We start from the raw sequence: 22,848 nt of genomic DNA on the forward strand, positions 1-22,848 counted from the left end.
ACGGTTATCTCCGACGACATGCCCGGCAAACCTGCATGGTACAAAACAGGCGATATGGCACGGATTTTCATCGGCGAACATGTAGAAAATGTGACATTCAGCAAATAAGGTGATGCGGATCGGGATTCACCACAGAGGACACAGAGGCTTTTAAATTTTTTGAATATCCGCCAAATGCCCATAGTATAAAAGGGAATTAGAAGGAGTTATGCCTTCGGCAGGAGTTAATCCTGCTATGGCTCCCATGAGCAAAAGTATTGGCTTCTAACTCCTTTTAACTCCTTGAAATAACTCCTTTTAACTCCTTATTGGGCAAAATGCGGACATTCATTATTTATAATCTGCGAAAATCTGCGTGAAGCTGCGTTTCTTCATCGTGCCACTTCATTTATACTGTGGTGAAATTCATTTACCAACAAACTACTTCATGACAAAAGTATGCAGGGAATGTGCGTCCAGCGTCACGTTAAGGTATTTCTTCCCTATCTTCACGCTTACCGGCTGCGGCGTATCGCCCAAATTGCCTGCTATAACGACAATTTTCTTTTCAAGAGTACGGTAGACCACCGCTATCGTTCCGTCTTTCTCTTTGGGAGCATAGCCTATCATTTCACTTCCGGGAACGACAAAATGAGAAAAATGCTTCACGGCATAATATTCTGCCGTATAGCGGAACGTCCGTGTTTCACTGTCCAGCTCTATCAATGCATTCTGGTTCCATCCCCAAGGACTGGTGCCATGCTTTGGAAGCAAGAAGTTCCAATTAAACCATTCGTCGCAACCATTGCCCACATTGTCACTTATCAAAAAGAACGTATGCTCGCCCGCCTTCCAGTCCATAGCTCCGTTGCCGCATTCACTTTCCGAACAGATATAATGGAAACCGGGATACTGACGGCGTATGGCAGGCAGGATTTGACGTCCTTCCCACTGAAAGGCAAGCCCTTCGATGCAGGCACGCAACCGGTCATCGCTTAATACCTTTTCTACATGGTCTTGCCGGTTGGTATTAAACGTACCCAAATACAGCTTCACATCCGGATGATGCTTTTTCAAGGCAGGAGCCAAATAATCACGGTTGAAACGTATCGTGCCTTCGGCTGTCCAGGCACAGCCCGGATAAGGCGTGTAGCTGTAGGCTTCATTCTGATAGATTACCATATCGATGTTTACCCCCTGGGCTTTATAGGCATCGATGAACTTACAAAAATAATTGGCGTATGCCTGCAGGTAACGAGGGTCTTGAATGAAATAATCCTGTGTAGCCAGTTTTCGGGGGAATTGCCCTTCACGCTCGCCCAAGAATTTCATCTCATCCTCGTCTACCCCGTCTTGCGAGCCATACAGCAGATAGTCCAAACGCTTGTCCTGCCGGTTGAAACGGCTGCTCAGTACCGGGTAATCTCCATTGATTTTCATCCAGCTTGGCGGACTCCAGGGAGATGTCCAGAAAGTCAAGCGAGGATTGAACTTCTGGGCGGCACGAATCAAAGGAATGATGCCCAGCTTGTCGCGGTCGATATTGAAATAACGCAGTTCCAAGTCGCCTGCCACTTCGTCACAGCTATACCACGAACGGGCATAATCGCTGGCATTCATCGGGATACGTCCGCGGGTAAACTTCAAGTCTCCGTCGGGAGCAAACAGGTTATGCATAATTTCATCCTGTTCATCACGGGTCAGCACCAGCAGGGCATCCCAGTCCAACTCGTTGAACGTCGTACCCCATGCCTTGAAAGGAACGCCTTTTTCTGTCCCATCTATTTCCAGCAAAGGAGTCTGAACGGGACGGGATTGCAGCTTGGTCTCATCCTCTTTCCAATAATTGTTTTCTGTACTGCATATCCATACATAAGACTGTGCCTGTATGCCATAAACCATACTCAAAAAGCATACGGCAAAGGTCCATTTTAGAAAAATCGGTTTCATAAGAATTTACGTGTTACGGTTTATGATTGTAAAATATACGAATATCCTCATTTTCCCTACATGGGCTGTTTGCGGACATTCACTTTGCAATAATAACTATTTTTCCCCGAAAAAGCAAGAGAGTATGCCCCAATGAAAGCAAATACAGACTTACTATTAAAAAATGAATATCCGCATTTTACTCCTACATGGAATGTTTGCGGATATTCAAATTTAGAAATTTATCTGATACTAAAACCTATTGCCATGCAGCTTTTGGTGTCAAGTCTTCTTCTGAACGGATTCTATAACAGGTAATCATAGGGACAACAATTTTATTGTCCGTCACGGGCACTGATATTAATCAGCATAAGGTTGTAGTGGTCCTTATTCATATCTGTTCCTTCCGGACGGTAATCGGTTTTCATCCCGATGCCGCTAAAGTTTACATAATGTGCTCCATTCAATGCCTCTACCTTAGCTGCATCTTCCTCACGGTCGACAATAAATACACTCATTTTCAGATTGTATTTGGTAATTGTATCCGGATCCTCGTATTGGGTAAGGACATAATAGGTTCCGTCATTACTTACAATTGCTTTGGCATTCTGCACATCAATAAAGTCACGCGAATCGATATTGGGGCTTCCTATTTCATCTTCACAAGAAGCAAACATCAACGCCCCTACTAAGATTCCAAAAATATATTTCAAAGTTTTCATTTTATGCCATGGTTTATGGGTTCTATATTTCTTATCTCATTCTCAAATTACCATCCCGGATTCTGTTTCAACTGAGGATTCAGACGTATCTGTGCCAAGGGGATCGGAGCCAGATATTCACGCTTTTCAAAAAGCAAATCCGATGCCAATGTAGCGATAGAACGTCCATAGTCGGGGTCATTCGGGCCGCTGCCTTCGTAAATGCCATGAAGTAACGGATATCTTTCCGGATAATAACACGGTTCTCCAAAATAATTCAAGTCGTTTGCCGTATATTTGGTATAAGCCGTATTCAGGACGTGGCGTCCCAGTTTCTGTCCAGTCAGATTGATGTGGGCGATACCCCAACGTTTCAGGTCATCCAGGCGGAAACCTTCACCGAACAGTTCACAAGCACGTTCGCGGCGGATTTCATCAAGCATGTTCATTTTCTTGCAAATCGTATGCCCGGTAGCGTGGTCGAAATATCCGGCATCCCATACATTGGCAATCAGGTTGTTGGTAAGCGGAGCCACTCCGGCACGGGCACGGGTCTTGTTGATGGAGAAATCCAAATCGGCATCCGAAATGTTTCCATTGCCTAGTTCACAGGTTGCTTCAGCATAGATTAAGTACACTTCCGCCAAACGGATAAGCGGATAATCTGCCGATTCTGTATTCTGCGGACGTCCGGCTCCTTCAGGCAAATATTTACGGCTTCCATAAGTGGCATGCGTGCTGCTGTTGCGGAGCGTAGGACGTGTAATGAGGAACGGACTGTTATAGGCTGGGTCATTCTCGTTTTTCACATCATTGCTGGCGGGATACACAGGGTCTGGATAAGGCTTGCCCAGTTCTGTACACTGGCGGTTGTCTTCCGGACGCCCGCTCCAGGTCACACGGTCGGGCAAGAAAGCACAGCCCACGAAACGGTAGTCACGATTGCGGAACTCGCTTTCAAATTCTCCATAACCCAAGAACTCCGGATTATTCTGGGCATCTGCCATGTTGCCGGTATAACTGATACGGATAGGAAGTCCGTTACGGCATAAGAACGATTCACCGAAGCTGGCACTGATATTCGTAGCTTGCCAGGTAATGACCGTATGAGTCAGATTGATCCCCCCACGGTTCAGGTCGTAATCATACTTTTTGAAAAAGATGAATTCCCGGTTCGTGCTTTTGCCTGCCCCACGGAAGTTGCAGATATTTCCACCTTTATCGTCAATGTTAAACAAATAGTAGTAACTCAACGAATCGCATTCGTTCCACAAAGCAAAAGTGCCATTGGCTTCGGCATCGTCTATCACTTCTTTCGATAACTCTTTAGCACGGGCAAGCATATCATTGATGGATTGATAGTTGTCAGGTTTGGTTGTACCTGCCCCTGAACCCGTTCCGTCACCATCCAAATCGTAGTCGATAGACGGTACATACTTCTCCCACGTTGCTTCATACAGCAACACACGTGCCAGGAAAGACTTGGCCGCCTGCTGGCTTACCTTTCCTTTATCAGTCTCCGGAATATCCTGTTCCAGCGGAAGCAAAGGTATGGCTCTTTCCAAATCAGCTGCAATAAAAGCTGCTACCTCGTAACGGCTGTTACGCGGAGCATACAATACTTCATCACTCATATCGGGTGCATGGTCGATGATGGGTACACCGCCAAATGTCTTGAGCAATGTAAAATATTGCCATGCACGGAAAAAATATGCTGTACCTATTGAAACTGCAATCTCATCTTGATTACCATATTCTGCTGCCTTCTCCAGCAAAACGTTCGATGTACGGATATGCCCGTAAATCTTATCCCAGCGCCAGTCACCTTCAGGTGCCGAGCCTCCGCCGTTCGCTCCCAAACCGGAAATGTCCAGATTCTTGTCCATATTAGCATAGGCTGTACCGTTCAAGTCTTTCCATCCGTCTGTATTATACAGGGCATTGGCAGCCTGTTCAAACTGCTCAGGTGTCTGGAATGTGATGGCTTCTGTACCTTGCGACAACGGTTCTTTTTCCAGAAAGTCGCTGCAGGCATTCAGCGATAAAGAGACTGCCACCACAGAAGCTAAACAAAATTGGTTGAATATTTTTTTCATCTTACTTACTCCTTATTAGATTATATGTATTAAAATGTAACGTCCACCCCGAAAGTCAACAAGCGGCTGAAGGGGAAACCATTGTTGGATGCTTCTCCACGTTCCGGGTCGTATCCGTCGTTTACACTGGTCCATTCCCACAAGTCATCACCCGAGAAGTAAACCCTCAGTTTGTTGATGCCTGCCTTTGCCGTCCACTTCTGCGGCAGGGTATATCCTACAATCAATGATTTCAGACGGATATACCGGTTTTTCTGCACACTGGCATCGACGTTATTGTAATTGAATTTGTTAAAGTTCTGGTCACGCGAAAGTATCGGGTATTCGGCACCGGTATTATCGGGTGCCCATGTTTTTCCCAAGAAATTCCGGTTCTGCCGCACATAGTTGGTAATGAACGGGGCATATACGTTTCCTGTTCTCAACAACATCTGTTTTCCTACGCCTTGGAAGAAAACTGAAAAATCAATGCCCTTCCATTCCAAAGTACCTTTCAAGCCAAAAGTCAAACGAGGTGCCGCATCACCGATGTAATACAAATCATACTGCGTAATCGCACCGTCACCATCACGGTCTACAAACCGGCGTGCACCCGGACGGAGGGTATTGGTTCCTGTTTCAGATGGAGCCGGCAAGATGTTATCGGGTTTCGGCCCGGTATGGTCTGCATTCCAATAATACATTTCATAAAAAGCATCCACCTCTTCCTGTGTCTGGAACAATCCGTCGGTCTGATAAACGTAAATCGAATTCAGCGGTCTGCCTATCAGGCGGTTATTGCTGTTGTTGTAACCAGCTACCGGTATGTTCGTATTTCCTGTCATTTCCAACAGTTCGGTAGAAGCATCCGACAATGAACCGTTGATACTATATTTCCAACCATTCACCTGGTCAGACCAACCTGCCGTAATTTCCCAACCTTTGGTGCGGAGCTTACCGTTATTGCTCAACGGAGCACTGGCTCCCAACACAGCAGGAAAAGTCACCGGAATAAACATGTTGTCGTTGGTTTTGACAAAATAATCGAACGAACCTCTCAGACGGTTATTCAGGAAAGCCAGGTCCACACCGGCATTATGGCTCAGAATGGTTTCCCACGTACGGTCGTCCGAACGGATTCCGTCAAGCCACATCGAAGTGTGCTGCGTAGCATCCCCTCTGCCGAAGAAAGTATTTCCGGTTTTAATCAAGGCATAACGCTCGTACTCTCCGATACCGGTCACACTACCGGTCTTACCGTAATTGTAACGCACCTTGAAATCACTCAGCCAATCCAGGTCTTTCAAGAATTTCTCACGCGAAATTCTCCAGAATCCGGATACTGAAAAAAAGTTTTTCCAACGCTGTTTCTCCGACAGACGCGAAGAACCATCGCGGCGTCCCAGGAACTCTATGGAGTATTTGTCATCGTACACATAATTCAAACGGGTCAGATAGGACACAAATCCCCACGACGTTTGTCCGCCACCTGCCGTATTGTTATCACCGTTTGTCCATACTTCCAGGTCAGACAGTCCGGCACCCGGATAGATTTCACCCTGATTACGGGCTGCCGTCACTTTTTTCCAAGTTTCCTGTTCAGCCGTCATACCCAACATGGCAGATACCTGATGCACATCGGCAAAAAGTCGGTTATAATCGACCTGTGCACCCACTGTAATGTTCTCCCACCGTTGGATTTCTTCTTTCAGCGAACCCGGCGACTGGAACGTTCCCATCACCTGCTGACCTGACCAATCGTAAAAACTAATCGGACGTTTCACTTCCTGATATTCCCTTCTTGCCATTTTATAATTTCCATTTACCGAAAGTTTCAATCCCTGAGTGACCCACTTCGACAAGTCCAGAATGGCACGGGCATTTCCACGGAAATTACTGAACGTATTGGTATTCTGCCCACCATTAATAATTTTTCCTATCGGATTACGGTTACCGGAAAAGACATCCAGCGGATCGCCATTGACATTGAATATGGGCCAGAACCAACAGTCCATGTACCCCTCTCCTACACCTGTAGAAGGAGTAGACACATCCTGTTTTTCGTACGACATACCTACTTCAAACTTCAGGAAATCGAAGGCCTGGTAGTCCATGTTCAGACGTCCTCCGTATTTCTTCTGTCCGTCATCGGCAACTTTCAATTGTGACTGTTCGTTCGAATAGCTCAACGAAGCATAATAGCCGAACTTATCATCGGCACCGGAAAGGGTAATCGCATGCTTGTTGGATGTAGCCTGCCCGTACATTTCATCTTCCAGATATACATACGGGTCCCAACGCTCGATAAAGGTTCCGTTATCCAGCGTAAGCACTTCCCCGTCACGCATGGCATTAAACAGATTTGCTCCCCGGTAGAACGTAGGTACACCACCAGGCGACAAATGTCCGTCAATGGCAGAACCACCGTTATCGGCATTGTTGAAAATCCACCAGTTGATATTCTGATAAATTTCACGCGGGTCTGTATAGTTCGGATTGCATGCCGTATCCCAATATTGCGCTTCGAAAAACATATCCAGCCATTCGAAATTATTAGTATAAGGTGTCTTGATACCCGTAATCGTACGGCTGACCGAACCGTTATAGGTAATCTGCGCCTTCCCTTTCTGTCCACGCTTGGTGGTAACCAGTACGACACCGTTTGCCGAACGGGCACCGTAGATAGCCGCCGAAGCGTCTTTCAATACCGAAATGTTTTCAATATCATTGGGATTCATGGCATTCAGGTCATCAAGTGAGCCCGACATGCCGTCAATAATCACCAGCGGAGCACCATTGCCGTTAATAGAAATATCACCACGGATTTTCATGGCTGCCCCTTCGCTACCCGGCCGGGAAGAAGAACGGGTAATGGTCAGCCCCGGCACCTCTCCCTGCAAAGCCGTAGTGGCATTGGTTATACCACGGTTGGCAAATACATCCTCACCACGCACCTGGCTAATGGCACTGGTGAGCGAAGCTTTCTTCTGAACGCCATAACCTACGACAACCACTTCATCGAGCAACTCGTCATCCTCGCGCAACGTGATGGTGAATGAAGTCTTCCCCCCAATAGTCACTTCCACCGGACTATACCCGATAAACGAAACTACCAATGTGCCCGAAGCATTGTCTAATGTAAAGTTTCCGTCCATATCAGTGATGGTGCCGTTTGTCGTACCTTTCACCGTAACACTGGCACCTATAACCGGTTCGCCGGTATTATCAAGTACCTTACCGGTGATTCTTTTTCCGCTTTGCTGGACGCGCTGCACAGCATCGGAACCTGCATCTTTTGCAGCATAAGCCGAAGGCAAGGAAGCCGTCAGGCATAATACTGCCACAAATATTACTTTTTTCTTCATGTTATGTATTTTTTAGCATTAGAGTTTTATTCGGTTGTATATACATTGATTTCTGCCAGCATACCCTGGTCGCCAGTACCTTTATATTGTTCGCCAAAGTACACCTTTATATAACGTGCACTCGGCGTTCCGGTCATACGGTATGCCTGCGGAGTTTCCAGACTGGCATCGAACGAATATTCTCCACGATCATCCCATGTCCACGTATCGGGAGCGGTCGGATTGACTGCATTTTCTTCAGAGCATAAATAGAATTGCTGGCCGGTCTGGCATTTGGCTCCATCCTTACCTTGCCGGCGGAGCAACTCAATGCTGCTGACTTTTACATTCTTACCCATATCCAAAATGAACCAATGCGGATATTTGGTGCCTTGACTCTTCCATGTAGCGTGCCAGAATGTATTCACGTCACCATCTACCATAGCGATTACACGACCTGCAGGCGACTTACCACCGCCTTCACCTTTTGTTTCCTGTGAACTGTATCCGATTGTTCCTGCATCCGAATTGTCATCGTATCCAGGGAATGACCATAACGTACGGTCTACTTTGGTTACCGGAATCGGAGTTACCCGTACTTCACGTGCTTCAGACACATTGCCTGCCGCATCTCTTCCGGCAATCGTCAGGAGACATTCTTCACCTGCAATGAATTCATTGCCATAAGACAAGCGTACCCATTGGCTTCCGGATGAATTTGCCCCGACTTCAAAACTCGTACTCCCGGCTTTCGAGGCATCACTTACAGCATGATAGTCTATCTGGACAAAAGTAGACACACTGAAATCATTCACGTAATTAATCAATACACCGCCTTCATCAGGGTCTACGGTAATACCTTGTACGATAGCAGTAAATGCTGGTGCTCCAGGAGAAGCTTCTATCTCAACTGCCCCCATATTGTTGCCTTTTACCGCACATGCATAAAATGCAAAATTCACCGGAGATGTATTGATGAATCCACTGATGGTAGTGTTGCACCGTCCCTCAGCATCTGCCCGCTCCTTCGAAATAATCTGATATTGTTTTTCCCCCTTGGCGTCAAGATATTCGATTTTTGTATACATAAAACTTGCGCTTTGTGGAATATCCCACGTCAAATACACCTCACCCGGTCCTGCTTCTGCCTGTATATTGCTTACTTGGGCAGGAGCTGAATTATCCAATTCTACCCGCTTGTCTGCTTCGTCTAAACAGGAAGTCATTCCTGTTGGCAAGACTCCTAAAATCATCAGGGCAAAAATTCCGTTTGCCAAAGCTGATTTCCATGAACTTCTTTTCATAAAACGCTTATTCATATAATTAAATTTAAACAGTTAATGTCTACTGAAAAATTCCACGACAACCATTCATCGCACAGCAATTGCTTTCATCATATACACTGACGGATAAACTCGCGCACTTCTTTCCGGCTAACAAAAAGGTGGCTTTCTACCGTACGAAAGGACAGATTCAGCTTTTGGGATATTTCCGAAATGGAGTTAGACTGAAACCGACTCATCACATACACCTTCCGACGCTGTTCGGAAAGCGTAGCAACTTTCCGGTACTCCCACCGCCGCAAGTCTTTTGCAATCACCTGGCTCTCCAAATCCGTAACAGAAACCGGAAGCACCTCATACAGATAGCGGTCGATTTCCTGCTTCTTATATAAACGGCGTAAATAATCGTTTACCAAATTACGCACAATGGTAAAAAGGAAATATTTCAATGTATCCCGACGAATCATCATCCGGTATTCAAGTAATCGTAAAAAAGCATCTTGAGTCAAATCTTCCGCATCGTCCCTGTCATCGATACGACGGCAAATATAGAAAAACACTATCCGACGGTATTCTTCATAATATTCGGTTATCAACTGGTCTGACATTTTAATACGGTTTTCCATATCATTAAATCTTTTTTTGAATTACATGCAAATATATGTAGTGTATCTTACATGTGAAATTATTCAGGAATAAAAGCTATATCACTCAATAAATAGAGACTAAACAATCAATAAATAATTATTTTTCAAATGATTAGAAGAGTACGAATGGAAGTCTCAAATAATTGTGTGATACTGTACGTGACGTTTTACTGCCTTTTACATATTGCAGAATAATAACAGAATAACCCAAAAGAACACGATAAGACACAAAAACAACATACAAAACAGAATATCCTGCCAGCCTATCCATCAACATACACAACCGGGCACCTGCCTTAACCCCAGATTTCCGAAACTATTTTCCCAGCTTATATCCTCCCACACCGGCAAATAACTCTCTTGCCCCATTGACCTAACTGCATCGTTCCACCCAAATAAGTAACTTTTCTGTAAGATTAATAATCCTACACGTGTAAGATTAATAATCTTACAGCCGGAAGATTAATAATCTTACAAACAACGCACCTGCCTGCATTTGCCTACGCAACTATCTGCATCGGGCAAAACAAAAGGCACAAAGAGGAATAGAACCTCTTTGCGCCTTCATGACACTGCAGGTATTATTTCTTAACGGTTCAACTGCTTGATGTATTCATTGGGAGTGATACCTGCCACCTTCTTGAAATAACGGAAGAAAGAGGCACGCGAACTGAAGCCGCATACTTCTGCCAACGCCTCCAGCGTGTACTTGGCATATTGCTCATCCACAATCAGCCGCTTGAACTCTTCCACACGGTATTCGTTGATGTAATCGTAATAGTTCTTCTTCAGGTATTGATTGAAGAAGTAAGAAAGCGTATGCGAGGTGTATCCTGTCATCTTTGCCAAATCGGCAATCTTCAGGTCGGAATTCTTATAAGGTTTTTCTTCCTGCATCAGCCGCTCCAGTATTTTCTGGAGCTGGCGGCATTCTTCAGGGTCTACCTTGTGCACCTTGTATTTCTCTTTTGCCGGCTCGTCCTCCGAATGTTCCATCGGCGGAATGTATGTTTCCAGCGCACCGTCTAGAATGGTCTGCAATACCAGTTTGTCCGGGTCGGGCTGCGTAACGGGATTATCCTGGCTTTCCTGCCTGCCGGATACATGCAGGCGTCCCGACCGTTTCTTCCGCACAAGAAACCAGGCAAGGCTTCCGATAAACAACAGTCCTGCCCCTGCCACAAACCAGCTCCAAAATACGGAATGCACCTTAACAGGCAATGCGATTTCTGATTCGGGAAACCCGATGCTACGTATCCTGAGCTGATAATCTCCCGCAGACAAATTGTAAAAAGAAACAGACGACTTACCGATTAAAGGTTTCCACACGTCATCCTCTCCGCCTTCCAACCTGTATTCGTAAAACATATCAGACGGATGGGTATAAGTAAGTGCCGAAAAGAAAACGGTCAGATTGTTTTTCACCTTGTCCAGGTAAATGCCGTCCGCCTGTCCTCTGCTCCACACTTCGGGAACCGCCTCTTCCCCATCAACCTGCACTCCCGAAACAGCCAGCTTATAAGGCGGAACGTTTCTCGACTTCAGCTTGTTCATGTCCAGATAAACCAATCCTTTGGAGTTGCCGAACCAAAGTCCGCCGCTTTCGTCCTTCACCGGCATACAGTTGATAAAGATAGGGCTCAAGATACCGTCGGAGAGGCTATAAGGCATCACCCGGTCTTTCTTGTCGTAGCGATAGATGCCGTTGTTGGTAGTGAGCCACAGCCATCCTTCATTGTCCTCCACCACCGACATCAGCGTTTTGCCCCGAAGCAGTTCGTTGTCGAAACGCGAGAAATGGCTCATGGAAAGGTCGGACACAAACAAGGTACCCTTTTCGGGCAATAAATAAAGATTGTGCCTGGAGTCTTCGTAGACTACCCTTACTTTCTCTTCGTTGATGAATCCTTCGGGAAAGACATCCGTACGGATGCTTTCCGACGAAGCATCCCAAATGCAAAGCCCTTTCTCGGTACAAATCCATCCTTTGCGGGTAGAGTCGAAAAAGACCTCGTAGATATTCCCTTCGGGCAACTTGGAATTGGAACCGGTATAATGAGCCACCTGCTTCCCTGCCCGATAGCGGTAAAGCCCCGATGAAGTGCCAATCCACAAATCGCCGTCCGCATCCGGACGGATGCAGAATATATGGCCCGTCAGGAATGGCTCGCCCTCCGCCGCATCGAAATCAACCAGTTCAAGGGTCAGCGGGTCGAACACATACATGCCGCCTCCATACGTACCGATGTAGTATTTCCCCTCGAAATAGCAACTGGAAATAATCATATTGGCACGCAAGTTATGAAAACTCTTGAACAACCGCCTGTCTTCATCGATAAAATACAGCCCGTCGCGCGAGCCTACCAGCTTTTCCCCCTGGTGGAAAGCGATGGTACGCACCGGCATGTCACGCGTATCCAAATAGGGCGGATACCGATAAGCCGCAAACAGCCCGTTATTGTGCAACGTATAGTCCACCCCCAGCTGATAAAAACCTATCCAAAGCAACCCGTCGCGGTCTACTAAAAGCGAGTACACCGAATTGGAACGGATACTGGCATCGTTTCCGGTCTCGTGCCGGAACGACTTCACGACCTTTCGCTGAGTCACCGACACGAAATGGACTCCATTTCCGTCCGTCCCTACATACAGCAGGTCCTTGCCGTCGGTAGAAAGAGAAGAGATGACCGAGCAGCCCACATCCACCAGCTTGCCGAAAGCCTTTTCCTGCGTATCGAACGTAACGATTCCTTCGTTCATCGTTCCCAGATACAATACCCCGCCGATACGGGTCAGCGAGTAAAACGGGTTCCGGTATGCATACGTCTCCAGCTTGCCCGAAGCGGTATGCAAAGCCACTACCCCTTTCAAGGTAGCCAGCCACAAACGGCCGTCTTCGCCGATGTTCAACCCTTTGATTTCGTTCCATTGCGAAAACACGTTCTTGTCTATCAGGATGTGACGCATCTTGCCGCCCTCGTAAACGAACAGTCCTTTGCGCGTGCCTGCATACAGCGTTTGCTTCCCGTCCGACAAGAGGCAATATACCGGAGCATCTATCAATACCGGCTCTACAGCCTCCAGGTCATCAGTCGCTTTGTCCAGATGCAGCAACCCCACATCCGACCCTACCCATATCTCCCCCTCTGCCATCTCGGCAACAGCATATACCCGTTTCAGGTTTTCGGCTTTCCCCTTTATCAGATAATGCTTCAGACGAATGCCGTCGAAACGTTCCAACGACACATTGGTACCAAACCACATATAGCCCGACCGGTCCTTATAGCAAGTGTTGATGACCAAATCGGGCAACCCGTCGGACACCGACAGGCTGCGGAAACTATATGAAAAGGGCATGCCTGCCGCCCGTGCCGCCACGAGCAACAAGATGCCCACCATGATTATTATAAACTTCAGCTGTTCTCTCATTCTTATTTACCAATCTACCTTTTTTTGAGACGAACAAAAATAACAATATCTTTTCTACTTTGAAAACAATACAGAAGTTTTTGTTTGCACCGACGGCAAACTAAGCTCTTTTCCACCCATCGTAATTGTACACGGACGGGAAGCGGTGTACATCCAGCCTCCAGCCTCCTTCACCAGCAAAACATCCGCCGCTTCTGCCGCTTCGATGCGGATATCCCCCGCCTCAAGCAAGGTTCCGCCGCCCAAGAAAGCCATTGCTCCCTGCCCGTTCTTCTGCCGGTAGAGCGCATAGACCGCCTGTGCCGAAATCCCTTCCGTGGTGCAACGCACTTCTGCCTTATCGGAAGAGAGAATCCAATCGGCCGTACCGTCGGTCTGTATCACTTGAATGCCCGTATGGCTTCCTTCTCCGGTAGCGCTGACTTCCGGAAAGCGTACCTCCCTGATGCGCGAAGGCGCATTCTTTGCCGTATGCGGTTCGAATACCGATACGAAAGGACGGGTCCACGCCTCTCCGCGCTGGCGTGCCACAAAGGTCAGCGTAGGCTGGTCGGCTATCACATAAGGCATCTGCTTGATGCGGCTCAACCCTTCGGTCATCGGGCTTAAAGCCGAGAAGATTTTCCGCTCCTGCTCGCCCTTCATCCACATCGACATCGTAATATCATCGCCATCGGGCATCCGGACGGTAAAGTCAGCCCGGACATCTTTACTGGTTTCGATGCATCGCTGATTATATATATAAGAGTAAGCATAGAGATGCGCCCCGGCAAAAGCCAGTTCTTGCGTGGGCTGCATCGCGAGCGTATCGCCGCCGGAAGCACGCAGGTCCAGCGTCTGTCCTAAGTTATGGTAGAAATAGTCGTGCATCTTGTCGCCGCCCTCTATCTTCCGGCTGCGGAACACATCGACATAATATCCCGTAGAATCGCCCGTATTGACAATGCTCACCAAACGGGTCTGGTCGGCATACGATTCGGGCTCGCGGAAATACACGTTGGTGTAGCTTACCGGCTGGTAGCCCACCCTGGCACCCGATGCCGGATAGAGGTTGCGCACACGGAAGGCATGGTTGCTCTTCATGACGGGATACGACGAAATGCCGTCTACGCACACCGTGTTATGAGCCGGGAACTGGCTGTAATACTCCAGGTAATCCAAACCTTGATACAACGTCTTCCCGATGCCTGCATCCGGTCCCAGCACATAGCCTTTTCCGTACAGTTCGAGGCTGATGCCGTTGGCGTGCGCATGGTTTCCCTCGCTTCCGTTGAGCGATGCCATCAGGCTGTTGCGTGCGTCCATGCCGTTGCGCTGTACCAGCCAGCTCACATTGGGCGCATAAAACGTCGGCGTCACATAGTCGTCTATCTTGCCGGCTTTCACCTCCTGGTCCAGCACCAGCGGCTTATCGGCGAAAAACGAAGTGACCGCCACCGGCATACGGGCAGACTTTCCTGCCTCGCCGGCTTTCGTGTCGAACAGGCGGAACATCGCCGTGAATTTCCGTTCTTCGGCTTTCTTGCCGTACTGCTGCGCGTTCTGAATCAGGTAACGGAACACATCGGTGCGCAACGCGCCCGGATGTGTATCGCCCCAGCCGCACAGCATCCGGTTGGGGAACAGGTATTGAGGCAAGGCTTCTACCGCCTTCGGGATAACCGGAATCTGCATGGTCAGGTCGGTTTGCAGGTTACGGTCGAACAGGTTGGCAAACGAAACATAGTCGCCCACCACGTTCATGCTGTAGCCCGGACACTCCGCCCAAATGCCCGTAGCGGAATCAAATCCGTAATCCGCCAACTGCTTCAGCGACCACTGGCGGAGCGAAGATTGGTTGATTACATAATCGATGTAATAGCCCCTGCCCTTCCGGTCGGGATAAGCGGCATCGTCTTCCAGTATCAATGCCACGTTCATGATATAACGTGCCTGAATCAGGTTCCAGTTGTTATGAGGCACACCGTTGGCGATGATGTTTTCTATCCATTTCTTGAACGCCCCGGCATACACCGGCATCTTTTCGGGACGGGTCTGCTTCAGGTAATCATAAAGGAAATCATACAACGGCACCAACTCGTTCAGGATGTCTTCGTGAATCACCTCGAACGAGGTCATGCCCACCAGGGTCTGCTGGTGCCCGTTATTCAAGTCGACCGGCACGTTGCGGTAATAAATGCCCGTCATGTACGTATCGAACACCGATGCCGCCATCCGTCCATACGGCTCCTCGCCGGTCAGCCACCACAGGAAAGCAGCATCACGGGCGATGCCCATTATCTCGCGGTTGATGCTCTCTATCATGCGCCCCGTCTTGCCGATGTGCACCCACTCCTTGGGATTCCCTTCCAGCGTAGCGTTCGCCAGATATATGCCCTTCGGGTCTTCGGCGTAAGGCTCCAGCTCTTCCAGCTTGGGACGGCGGTAGTTGGTGGCATGGCTGCGTGCGCCGGTAAACATCACCGTAGGCGCAGGTGCGCGATTGCCTCCGGCATGGTCGTACACCTCTCCTTTTATATATACGTCGGTAGCGTGGGTGTTCCAGTACATTTGCAAACGCGATGTCAGCCATCCTTTTTCACGTCCGGCATAGGTGTCAGTACGCCGTTTCAATCCGTCGAACACCTCCCGTGCCCACGTTTCTTCCTCAATCAACCGTAACGTCTCCTCCTTGCCTCCGGCATCGGTCAGGAAGCGCGGGTGCCCTTGCGGCAAACCACTTACCTGACCTGCAACCTGCAAACTGGCACTTATACAGAAGAAAACGATTATCCAAATTTTTGTTTTCATAAATAGATGAGTTTATTAAGTTTTCCCTAAAATACGAACAAGAAATGAGAAATACTCAATGCTTTTCTAAAAAAATCTCCGGTAAAACGTTTCGGTAACACTCCGGAGGGCTTCGAAAACCTGCGGAAACGCTTCGGCAACACTCCGGAGGGCTTCAAAAGCCTGCGGAAACGCTTCGGCAACACTCCGGAGGGCTTCGAAAGCCTGCGGAAACGCTTCGGCAACACTCCGGAGGGCTTCGAAAGCCTGCGGAAACGTTTCGGCTGCATTTCGAAAGGATACGGCGCATCAAAGAAACGTTTCGCCGGATATACGAGCCGCAAATTTGGCAAACCGCTGCATGATCCACATCAAACAAGACACTTTGTCTGCAAAATCTTGCTTTTCCAAAACATTCTTCTTACATTTGCGGACAAATAAAAACAATTCATTAAACAAAAAGTCTTATGGTTTACGACATCGACATGCTAAGAACGTTTTACGCCTCGTATGCAAAACGGGTAAAAGCGGCTCAACAGGCAAGCGGCAAGCCTCTCACGCTTGCCGAAAAGATTTTATATACCCACTTGTATCATCCGGAGATACAACCCCGCTTCCGGCGAGGCGAAGATTATGCTACATTCCGCCCCGACCGCGTTGCCATGCAAGACGCCACGGCGCAAATGGCACTGCTGCAATTCATGAATGCAGGCAAAGAAACAACAGCCGTTCCTGCAACGGTACACTGCGACCACCTGATACAAGCCTACAAAGGCGTACAAACCGACCTTCCTGCCGCCTGCCAGGTGAACCGTGAAGTGTATGACTTCCTGCAAAGCGTGTCTGCCAAATATGGCATCGGATTCTGGAAACCGGGTGCCGGCATCATCCACCAGGTCGTATTGGAAAACTACGCTTTTCCCGGCGGCATGATGGTAGGCACCGATTCGCATACGCCCAATGCAGGCGGACTGGGCATGATAGCCATCGGAGTAGGCGGAGCTGATGCCGTAGACGTAATGACCGGCATGGAATGGGAACTGAAAATGCCCCGCCTCATCGGCGTACACCTGAAAGGAAGCCTGAACGGATGGGCTGCCCCCAAAGACGTGATACTGAAACTTGCCGGCATCCTTACCGTAAAAGGAGCGACCAATGCCATCATTGAATATTTCGGCGAAGGGACCGCATCGATTTCGGCAACGGGGAAAGCCACTATCTGCAACATGGGCGCCGAAGTGGGTGCCACTACATCCATCTTCCCTTACGATGAACAGATGGCAACTTACCTGTGCGCTACGGGAAGGGAAGAAATAGCCCGGCTGGCATCGGCATGCGCCGATTGCCTGCAAGCCGACCCCGAAGTGCTGGCACAACCGGAAAAGTATTACGACCGCATCATCGAAATCGACCTGTCGGCATTGGAACCTTATATCAACGGGCCGTTTACACCTGATGCCGCCTGCCCCATTTCGGATTTTGCAGAAAAAGTAAAAGCAAACGGTTACCCACGCCGCATGGAAGTAGGATTAATCGGTTCGTGCACCAATTCGTCTTACCAAGACCTGAGCCGGGCAGCCTCTCTGGCACGTCAGGTAAAGGAGAAAGCCCTCAAGATGGCTTCTCCCCTGATAATCAATCCCGGATCGGAACAAATCTATTGCACTGCCCGGCGCGACGGCATGATAAGTGCCTTCGAAGCCGTAGGCGGAACCATTATGACCAATGCCTGCGGCCCGTGCATCGGACAATGGAAACGGGTGACCGATGACCCGAACAGAGCCAACTCGATTGTCACATCGTTCAACCGGAACTTTGCCAAACGTGCCGACGGGAACCCGAATACGCACGCCTTCGTAGCTTCACCGGAGCTGGCTATGGCACTTACCATCGCCGGAGACTTGTGCTTCAACCCGCTGACCGATACCCTTACCAATGAAAAGGGCGAACAGGTGAAACTGGATGCACCTGCCGGCGAAACCCTGCCCCGAAACGGATTCACCGTAGACGACAACGGATACATTGCCCCGCCTGCCGACGGCAAATCCATCGAAGTTTCCATACATCCCGATTCGGAACGCCTGCAAAAGCTGGAACCATTCGCACCGTGGGACGGAAATGACCTCATCGACATGCCGCTCTTGATCAAGACACAAGGGAAATGCACCACCGACCACATATCCATGGCGGGCCCGTGGCTACGGTTCCGCGGACATTTGGAAAATATCTCCAACAACCTGCTGATGGGAGCCGTAAACGCTTTCAACGGGAAAACGAACTGGGTATTGAACACCCTGACCGGAGAATACGAAGCCGTATCCGCCGTTGCCAAAAGCTATAAGGCAAAAGGGATTCCCTCCATCGTAGTAGCCGAAGAAAACTACGGAGAAGGCTCCAGCCGCGAACATGCCGCCATGGAGCCGCGTTTCCTCAACGTAAGAGTCGTTCTTGCCAAGAGTTTCGCCCGCATCCATGAAACGAACCTGAAAAAGCAAGGCATGCTGGCTCTGACATTCATCCATAAAGACGATTACGATAAAGTGCAGGAAAACGACCGCATCTCTGTCTTCGGATTAAGAGAGTTCACACCCGGAAAACCCCTGCAAATCAAGTTAAGGCATGCCGACGGAAGCGAAGATACATTCGAAGCCGCACATACATATAATGAAATGCAGATAAAGTGGTTTAAAGCCGGAGCGGCATTGAATTTATAAACAATATCAGGGACCAGGGACTAGATACCAGTTGACTAGGTTTTTAAATACATTCTAAAAATCCGGTCTACCAGTACCTAAATTTAATTTGAATATCCGCAAACATCCCATGTAGGGGCGTATCGCATACGCCCGAATGCATCAACTAACCCATGCGGATGCCTTCAGGGCGTATGCGATACGCCCCTACATGGCAATTGGGTAGAATGCGGATATTAAAAAATTTAAAACAATAATCCATTATGAGCAAAGTACAAATGAAAGACGGTCGGCTGATTGTACCCGACTGTGTAACCATACCTTATATAGAAGGTGACGGAGTAGGCGCCGAAATCACTCCGGTATGCCAGAAAATTGTGAACGAAGCGGTCAGAGCCGCATACGGAGGCAAACGTTCCATCGAATGGATGGAAGTGCTTGCAGGAGGAAAAGCATTTGCCCAAACAGGCGAATGGCTCCCCGAAGCTACGCTCGATGCTTTCCGCGAATACCTGATAGGCATCAAAGGGCCGCTGACCACTCCCGTAGGCGGAGGCATCCGTTCGCTGAACGTAGCCCTGCGCCAGACCCTCGACCTTTATGTATGCCTGCGCCCGGTACGCTGGTTCAAGGGAGTCGTCTCCCCATTGAAAGAACCGCAAAAGGTAAACATGCACATTTTCCGCGAAAACACGGAAGACATCTATGCAGGCATCGAATGGGAACAGGGAACTCCCGAAGCCCAGAAGTTCTACACCTTCCTTCACGACGAGATGGGAGTAAGCAAAGTACGTTTCCCCGAGACCTCGTCCTTCGGCGTAAAACCGGTCTCCGCCGAAGGGAGCAAACGGCTGGTACGTTCCGCCATCCGGTATGCCTTGCAGCATCATCAGACTTCCGTCACACTGGTGCATAAAGGCAACATCATGAAATTTACCGAAGGCGGGTTCAAACGCTGGGGATATGAAGTGGCAGAGCAAGAGTTTCCCGACCAGACTTTCTCCATGAACCAATACAACCAGATAAAGAAAGACCTGGGAGAAGAATCGGCAAATGCCGCCCTTGCCGATGCCGCCAACACCGGAAAGGTCATCATCAAAGACTGCATAGCCGACGCGTTCCTGCAAAACACCCTGCTGAAGCCTGAAGAATATGCGGTAATAGCCACCTTGAACCTGAACGGCGACTATATATCCGACCAGCTTGCCGCCATGGTAGGAGGCATCGGAATCGCTCCCGGAGCCAACATCAACTACGCAACGGGGCATGCCATCTTCGAAGCCACCCACGGCACGGCTCCCGACATCGCCGGAAAAAACATCGTCAACCCTTGTTCGATGCTGCTCTCTTCGGTCATGATGCTGGAACATTTAGGCTGGGAAGAAGCCGCAACCCTCGTCACGCAAGCCTTGGAGAAACTATTCGAAGCGGGAGAAGCGACCAACGACCTCGCCCGCTTCATGCCCAACGGAAAACCCTTGGGCACTATGGAATTCGGACAACGGGTGATTGATGCGCTAAGCAGTAACTGACTCTGATTCGTTTAAATAATCTGTCAGTTCAGAAACGCAGATTAACACGGATTTTCACAGATTATTTACCTATCGGTTTAATCTGCGTTTCTAATAAACATCATTTAAATTTTGTACTACTCATGAAAAAAGAATACATCGTATACAAGCTTTCGGAATGCGCCAAGCAGGCTTGCCGCATCGACAATGAACTATTTACGAAATACAACGTGAAACGCGGGCTGCGCAACGAAGACGGGACCGGCGTGCTGGTAGGACTGACCAAGATAGGCAACGTAGTGGGATATGAACGTACGGAAGAAGGGCTGAAACCGATTCCCGGAAAGCTCTTCTACCGGGGATACGACCTTGCCGACATCGTACATGCCCTGCTAAAGGAAAAACGCTTCGGATTCGAAGAAGTGGCATACCTGCTCCTTTCGGGAGAACTGCCCGACAACGAACAGCTGGATGCCTTCAAGGAACTGATAAACGACAACATGCCGCTCGACAAGAAGACAACCATGAACATCATCGACCTGGAAGGACAGAACATCATGAACATCCTCGCGCGCAGCGTGCTGGAAATGTACACGTTCGACCCCAACCCCGATGACATCTCGCGCGACAACCTGATGCGCCAGTCCATCGAACTCATCTCGAAGTTCCCTACCATCATCGCATACGCCTACAACATTTACCGGCACAGCATACACGGCCGTTCGCTCCACATCCGGCACCCGCATGAAAACCTGTCGATAGCCGAAAACTTCCTTTACATGATGAAAAAGGAATATACCCCATTGGAAGCGCGGATGCTCGACCTGCTGCTGGTGCTTCAGGCAGAACACGGAGGAGGAAACAACTCCACCTTCACCGTACGTGTCACCAGCTCTACCCGCACCGACACCTATTCGAGCATTGCAGCCGGCATCGGCTCGCTGAAAGGCCCGCTACACGGCGGAGCCAATATCCAGATGGTAAAGATGTTCCACCACCTGAAAGAGGTCATCTCCGACTGGACCAACATCGACGAAATAGACACCTACCTGATACGGATGCTGCACAAAGAGGCATACGACGGGAGCGGACTGATTTACGGAATCGGCCATGCCGTATATACCATTTCCGACCCGCGTGCCGTGCTTCTGAAAGAACTTGCCAGCGAACTGGTAGCCGAAAAAGGGTGCGAAAAAGAATTTGCCTTCCTGGAATTGCTGGAACAACGCGCCATTGAATGTTTCAAGAAAGTAAAGGGCACAAAGAAACAAGTATGCTCGAACGTGGACTTCTATTCCGGCTTTATCTACGAAATGATTGGGCTGCCGATAGAAATCTACACACCGCTCTTTGCCATGGCGCGCATCGTAGGCTGGACCGCCCACCGCATCGAAGAACTGAACTTCGAAGGAAGACGCATCATCCGGCCGGCATACAAGAACGTATTGGAAGAAGTAACGTACACGCCGATAGGAGAAAGGTAAATCGCTATTCAGTTGACAAGTTGACAAGGCTTTGTAATATGTAAACCTTGCCAACTTGTTTCCTTGTCAACTAATTCCGTGCATACATCGCCTCTACCCCCACCCGGCGGCAATCGGCTCCCATGGGCGGGTTCTGCTTATACAGGCCGATAGTGACTTCCATGACATTAGGGAAATCGTCCAGCAGGCGGCGGGCTATCCGATAAACGACATGCTCCAGCAGACGGGAAGGAATTTCCATTTCCGCCTTTACCCGCTCGAACACCTCCGCATAACTGACGGTTCCCTCCAAGGCATCGGTCTCCGCCGCTTGCGAAAAATCGGTACGCAAACACAGGTCGACGGTAAACTCCGCACCTACACGCGTTTCTTGAGGAAACACACCATGACGGGCATAAAATTTCAACCCGTCCAGACGGATATACATCGCTTCCGCTTTCATACGCCTAAATCAGAGAATGCACCACACAAAATGTCCCCGAAGCCTTGCTCACCAGCTTGCCGTCGCAATAGATTTCACACTCGGCAAACTGCAAGTTCAACCCCGATTTCACAACGGTGCCTATCCCTACCAGCTCGTCGCCCCATGCCGCACGCAAGAACGAAGTCTTCAGCTCTGCCGTCAGCACATCCCGGTCGGTAGGCGTCATCGTATAAGCCGCAAATCCGGCTACCGTATCGGCAAATGCCGCCAACACCCCTCCGTGCACCACTCCGCTATACTGGCGCTGTTCGGGCTTCAACGGCATGCGCCCTACCACACGGCCTTCTTCTATCTCTTGAAAATCAATCTCCAAATGATTGACATACGGGTTCTTCTTCACCCGGTCTAACAAATGATGTTTTACTGTTTCTTCCATACCTCTTTTTTAAAGCACCACAGATTACACAGATTAAAATAAGAAGCTGTTTTGAATTTCTCCAAAAAGTTTTTCTTGGCTTGATGTATCCGTTTTCGTGTGTGCTTTGGGCGATTTTTTGGTCCTTTTCGCTCCTGTTCTTCG

At 48.9% G+C, this 22,848-nt stretch carries 13 protein-coding genes; 3 read left to right on the top strand and 10 right to left on the bottom strand.

The annotated features are described in order from the left end of the window. Positions 1-420: 420 nt before the first annotated feature. The 8 genes from B5F78_RS11165 to B5F78_RS11200 form a co-directional block, all read right to left on the bottom strand. Positions 421-1,929, bottom strand: a complete 1,509-nt coding sequence (locus B5F78_RS11165) for a glycoside hydrolase family 30 protein (protein ID WP_087406728.1) — start codon at positions 1,927-1,929, stop codon at positions 421-423. Between the two features lie 314 nt (positions 1,930-2,243). Further along, positions 2,244-2,630 carry a hypothetical protein gene (locus B5F78_RS11170; protein WP_087406729.1) on the bottom strand — a complete coding sequence of 129 codons (387 nt, stop codon included), beginning with the start codon at positions 2,628-2,630 and terminating at the stop codon, positions 2,244-2,246. A gap of 47 nt (positions 2,631-2,677) precedes the next feature. Further along, positions 2,678-4,705 carry a RagB/SusD family nutrient uptake outer membrane protein gene (locus B5F78_RS11175; protein ID WP_087406730.1) on the bottom strand — a complete coding sequence of 676 codons (2,028 nt, stop codon included), beginning with the start codon at positions 4,703-4,705 and terminating at the stop codon, positions 2,678-2,680. 29 nt (positions 4,706-4,734) lie between these two features. Next, a complete protein-coding gene (locus B5F78_RS11180; protein WP_087406731.1) occupies positions 4,735-8,049 on the bottom strand; it encodes a SusC/RagA family TonB-linked outer membrane protein in 3,315 nt (1,104 codons plus the stop codon). Between the two features lie 26 nt (positions 8,050-8,075). Further along, complete coding sequence (locus B5F78_RS11185) at positions 8,076-9,332, bottom strand: DUF4959 domain-containing protein (protein WP_162608534.1); 1,257 nt, start codon at positions 9,330-9,332, stop codon at positions 8,076-8,078. An 89-nt stretch (positions 9,333-9,421) separates the two neighbouring features. Then, the gene (locus B5F78_RS11190; protein WP_087406733.1) at positions 9,422-9,937 is read right to left on the bottom strand and encodes a sigma-70 family RNA polymerase sigma factor; all 516 of its coding nucleotides are present in this window, start codon (positions 9,935-9,937) and stop codon (positions 9,422-9,424) included. Positions 9,938-10,546: 609 nt separating this feature from the next. Further along, positions 10,547-13,387 carry a two-component regulator propeller domain-containing protein gene (locus B5F78_RS11195; RefSeq protein WP_087406734.1) on the bottom strand — a complete coding sequence of 947 codons (2,841 nt, stop codon included), beginning with the start codon at positions 13,385-13,387 and terminating at the stop codon, positions 10,547-10,549. Between the two features lie 54 nt (positions 13,388-13,441). After that, positions 13,442-16,177, bottom strand: a complete 2,736-nt coding sequence (locus B5F78_RS11200) for a heparinase II/III domain-containing protein (RefSeq protein WP_087406735.1) — start codon at positions 16,175-16,177, stop codon at positions 13,442-13,444. A gap of 446 nt (positions 16,178-16,623) precedes the next feature. On the opposite strand from B5F78_RS11200, the gene B5F78_RS11210 reads away from it, so the two are divergent. The 3 genes from B5F78_RS11210 (at position 16,624) to B5F78_RS11220 (ending at position 21,844) form a co-directional block, all read left to right on the top strand. Then, positions 16,624-18,870, top strand: coding sequence for an aconitate hydratase (locus B5F78_RS11210; protein ID WP_087406737.1), 2,247 nt, complete (start codon positions 16,624-16,626; stop codon positions 18,868-18,870). Positions 18,871-19,112: 242 nt separating this feature from the next. Next, complete coding sequence (gene icd, locus B5F78_RS11215; RefSeq protein ID WP_087406738.1) at positions 19,113-20,381, top strand: NADP-dependent isocitrate dehydrogenase; 1,269 nt, start codon at positions 19,113-19,115, stop codon at positions 20,379-20,381. Between the two features lie 122 nt (positions 20,382-20,503). Continuing rightward, positions 20,504-21,844 carry a citrate/2-methylcitrate synthase gene (locus B5F78_RS11220; protein ID WP_013616182.1) on the top strand — a complete coding sequence of 447 codons (1,341 nt, stop codon included), beginning with the start codon at positions 20,504-20,506 and terminating at the stop codon, positions 21,842-21,844. 70 nt (positions 21,845-21,914) lie between these two features. Here the strand turns inward: B5F78_RS11220 and folB are convergent, their stop codons facing one another. Beyond that, positions 21,915-22,286: a dihydroneopterin aldolase gene (gene folB, locus B5F78_RS11225; RefSeq protein WP_087406739.1), complete on the bottom strand. Its 372-nt coding sequence runs from the start codon at positions 22,284-22,286 to the stop codon at positions 21,915-21,917. Between the two features lie 4 nt (positions 22,287-22,290). Next, positions 22,291-22,704, bottom strand: coding sequence for a PaaI family thioesterase (locus tag B5F78_RS11230; protein ID WP_013616180.1), 414 nt, complete (start codon positions 22,702-22,704; stop codon positions 22,291-22,293). Positions 22,705-22,848 lie beyond the last annotated feature (144 nt).

This window comes from Bacteroides sp. An279 (assembly GCF_002159615.1).
Taxonomy (GTDB): Bacteria; Bacteroidota; Bacteroidia; order Bacteroidales; family Bacteroidaceae; genus Phocaeicola; species Phocaeicola intestinalis.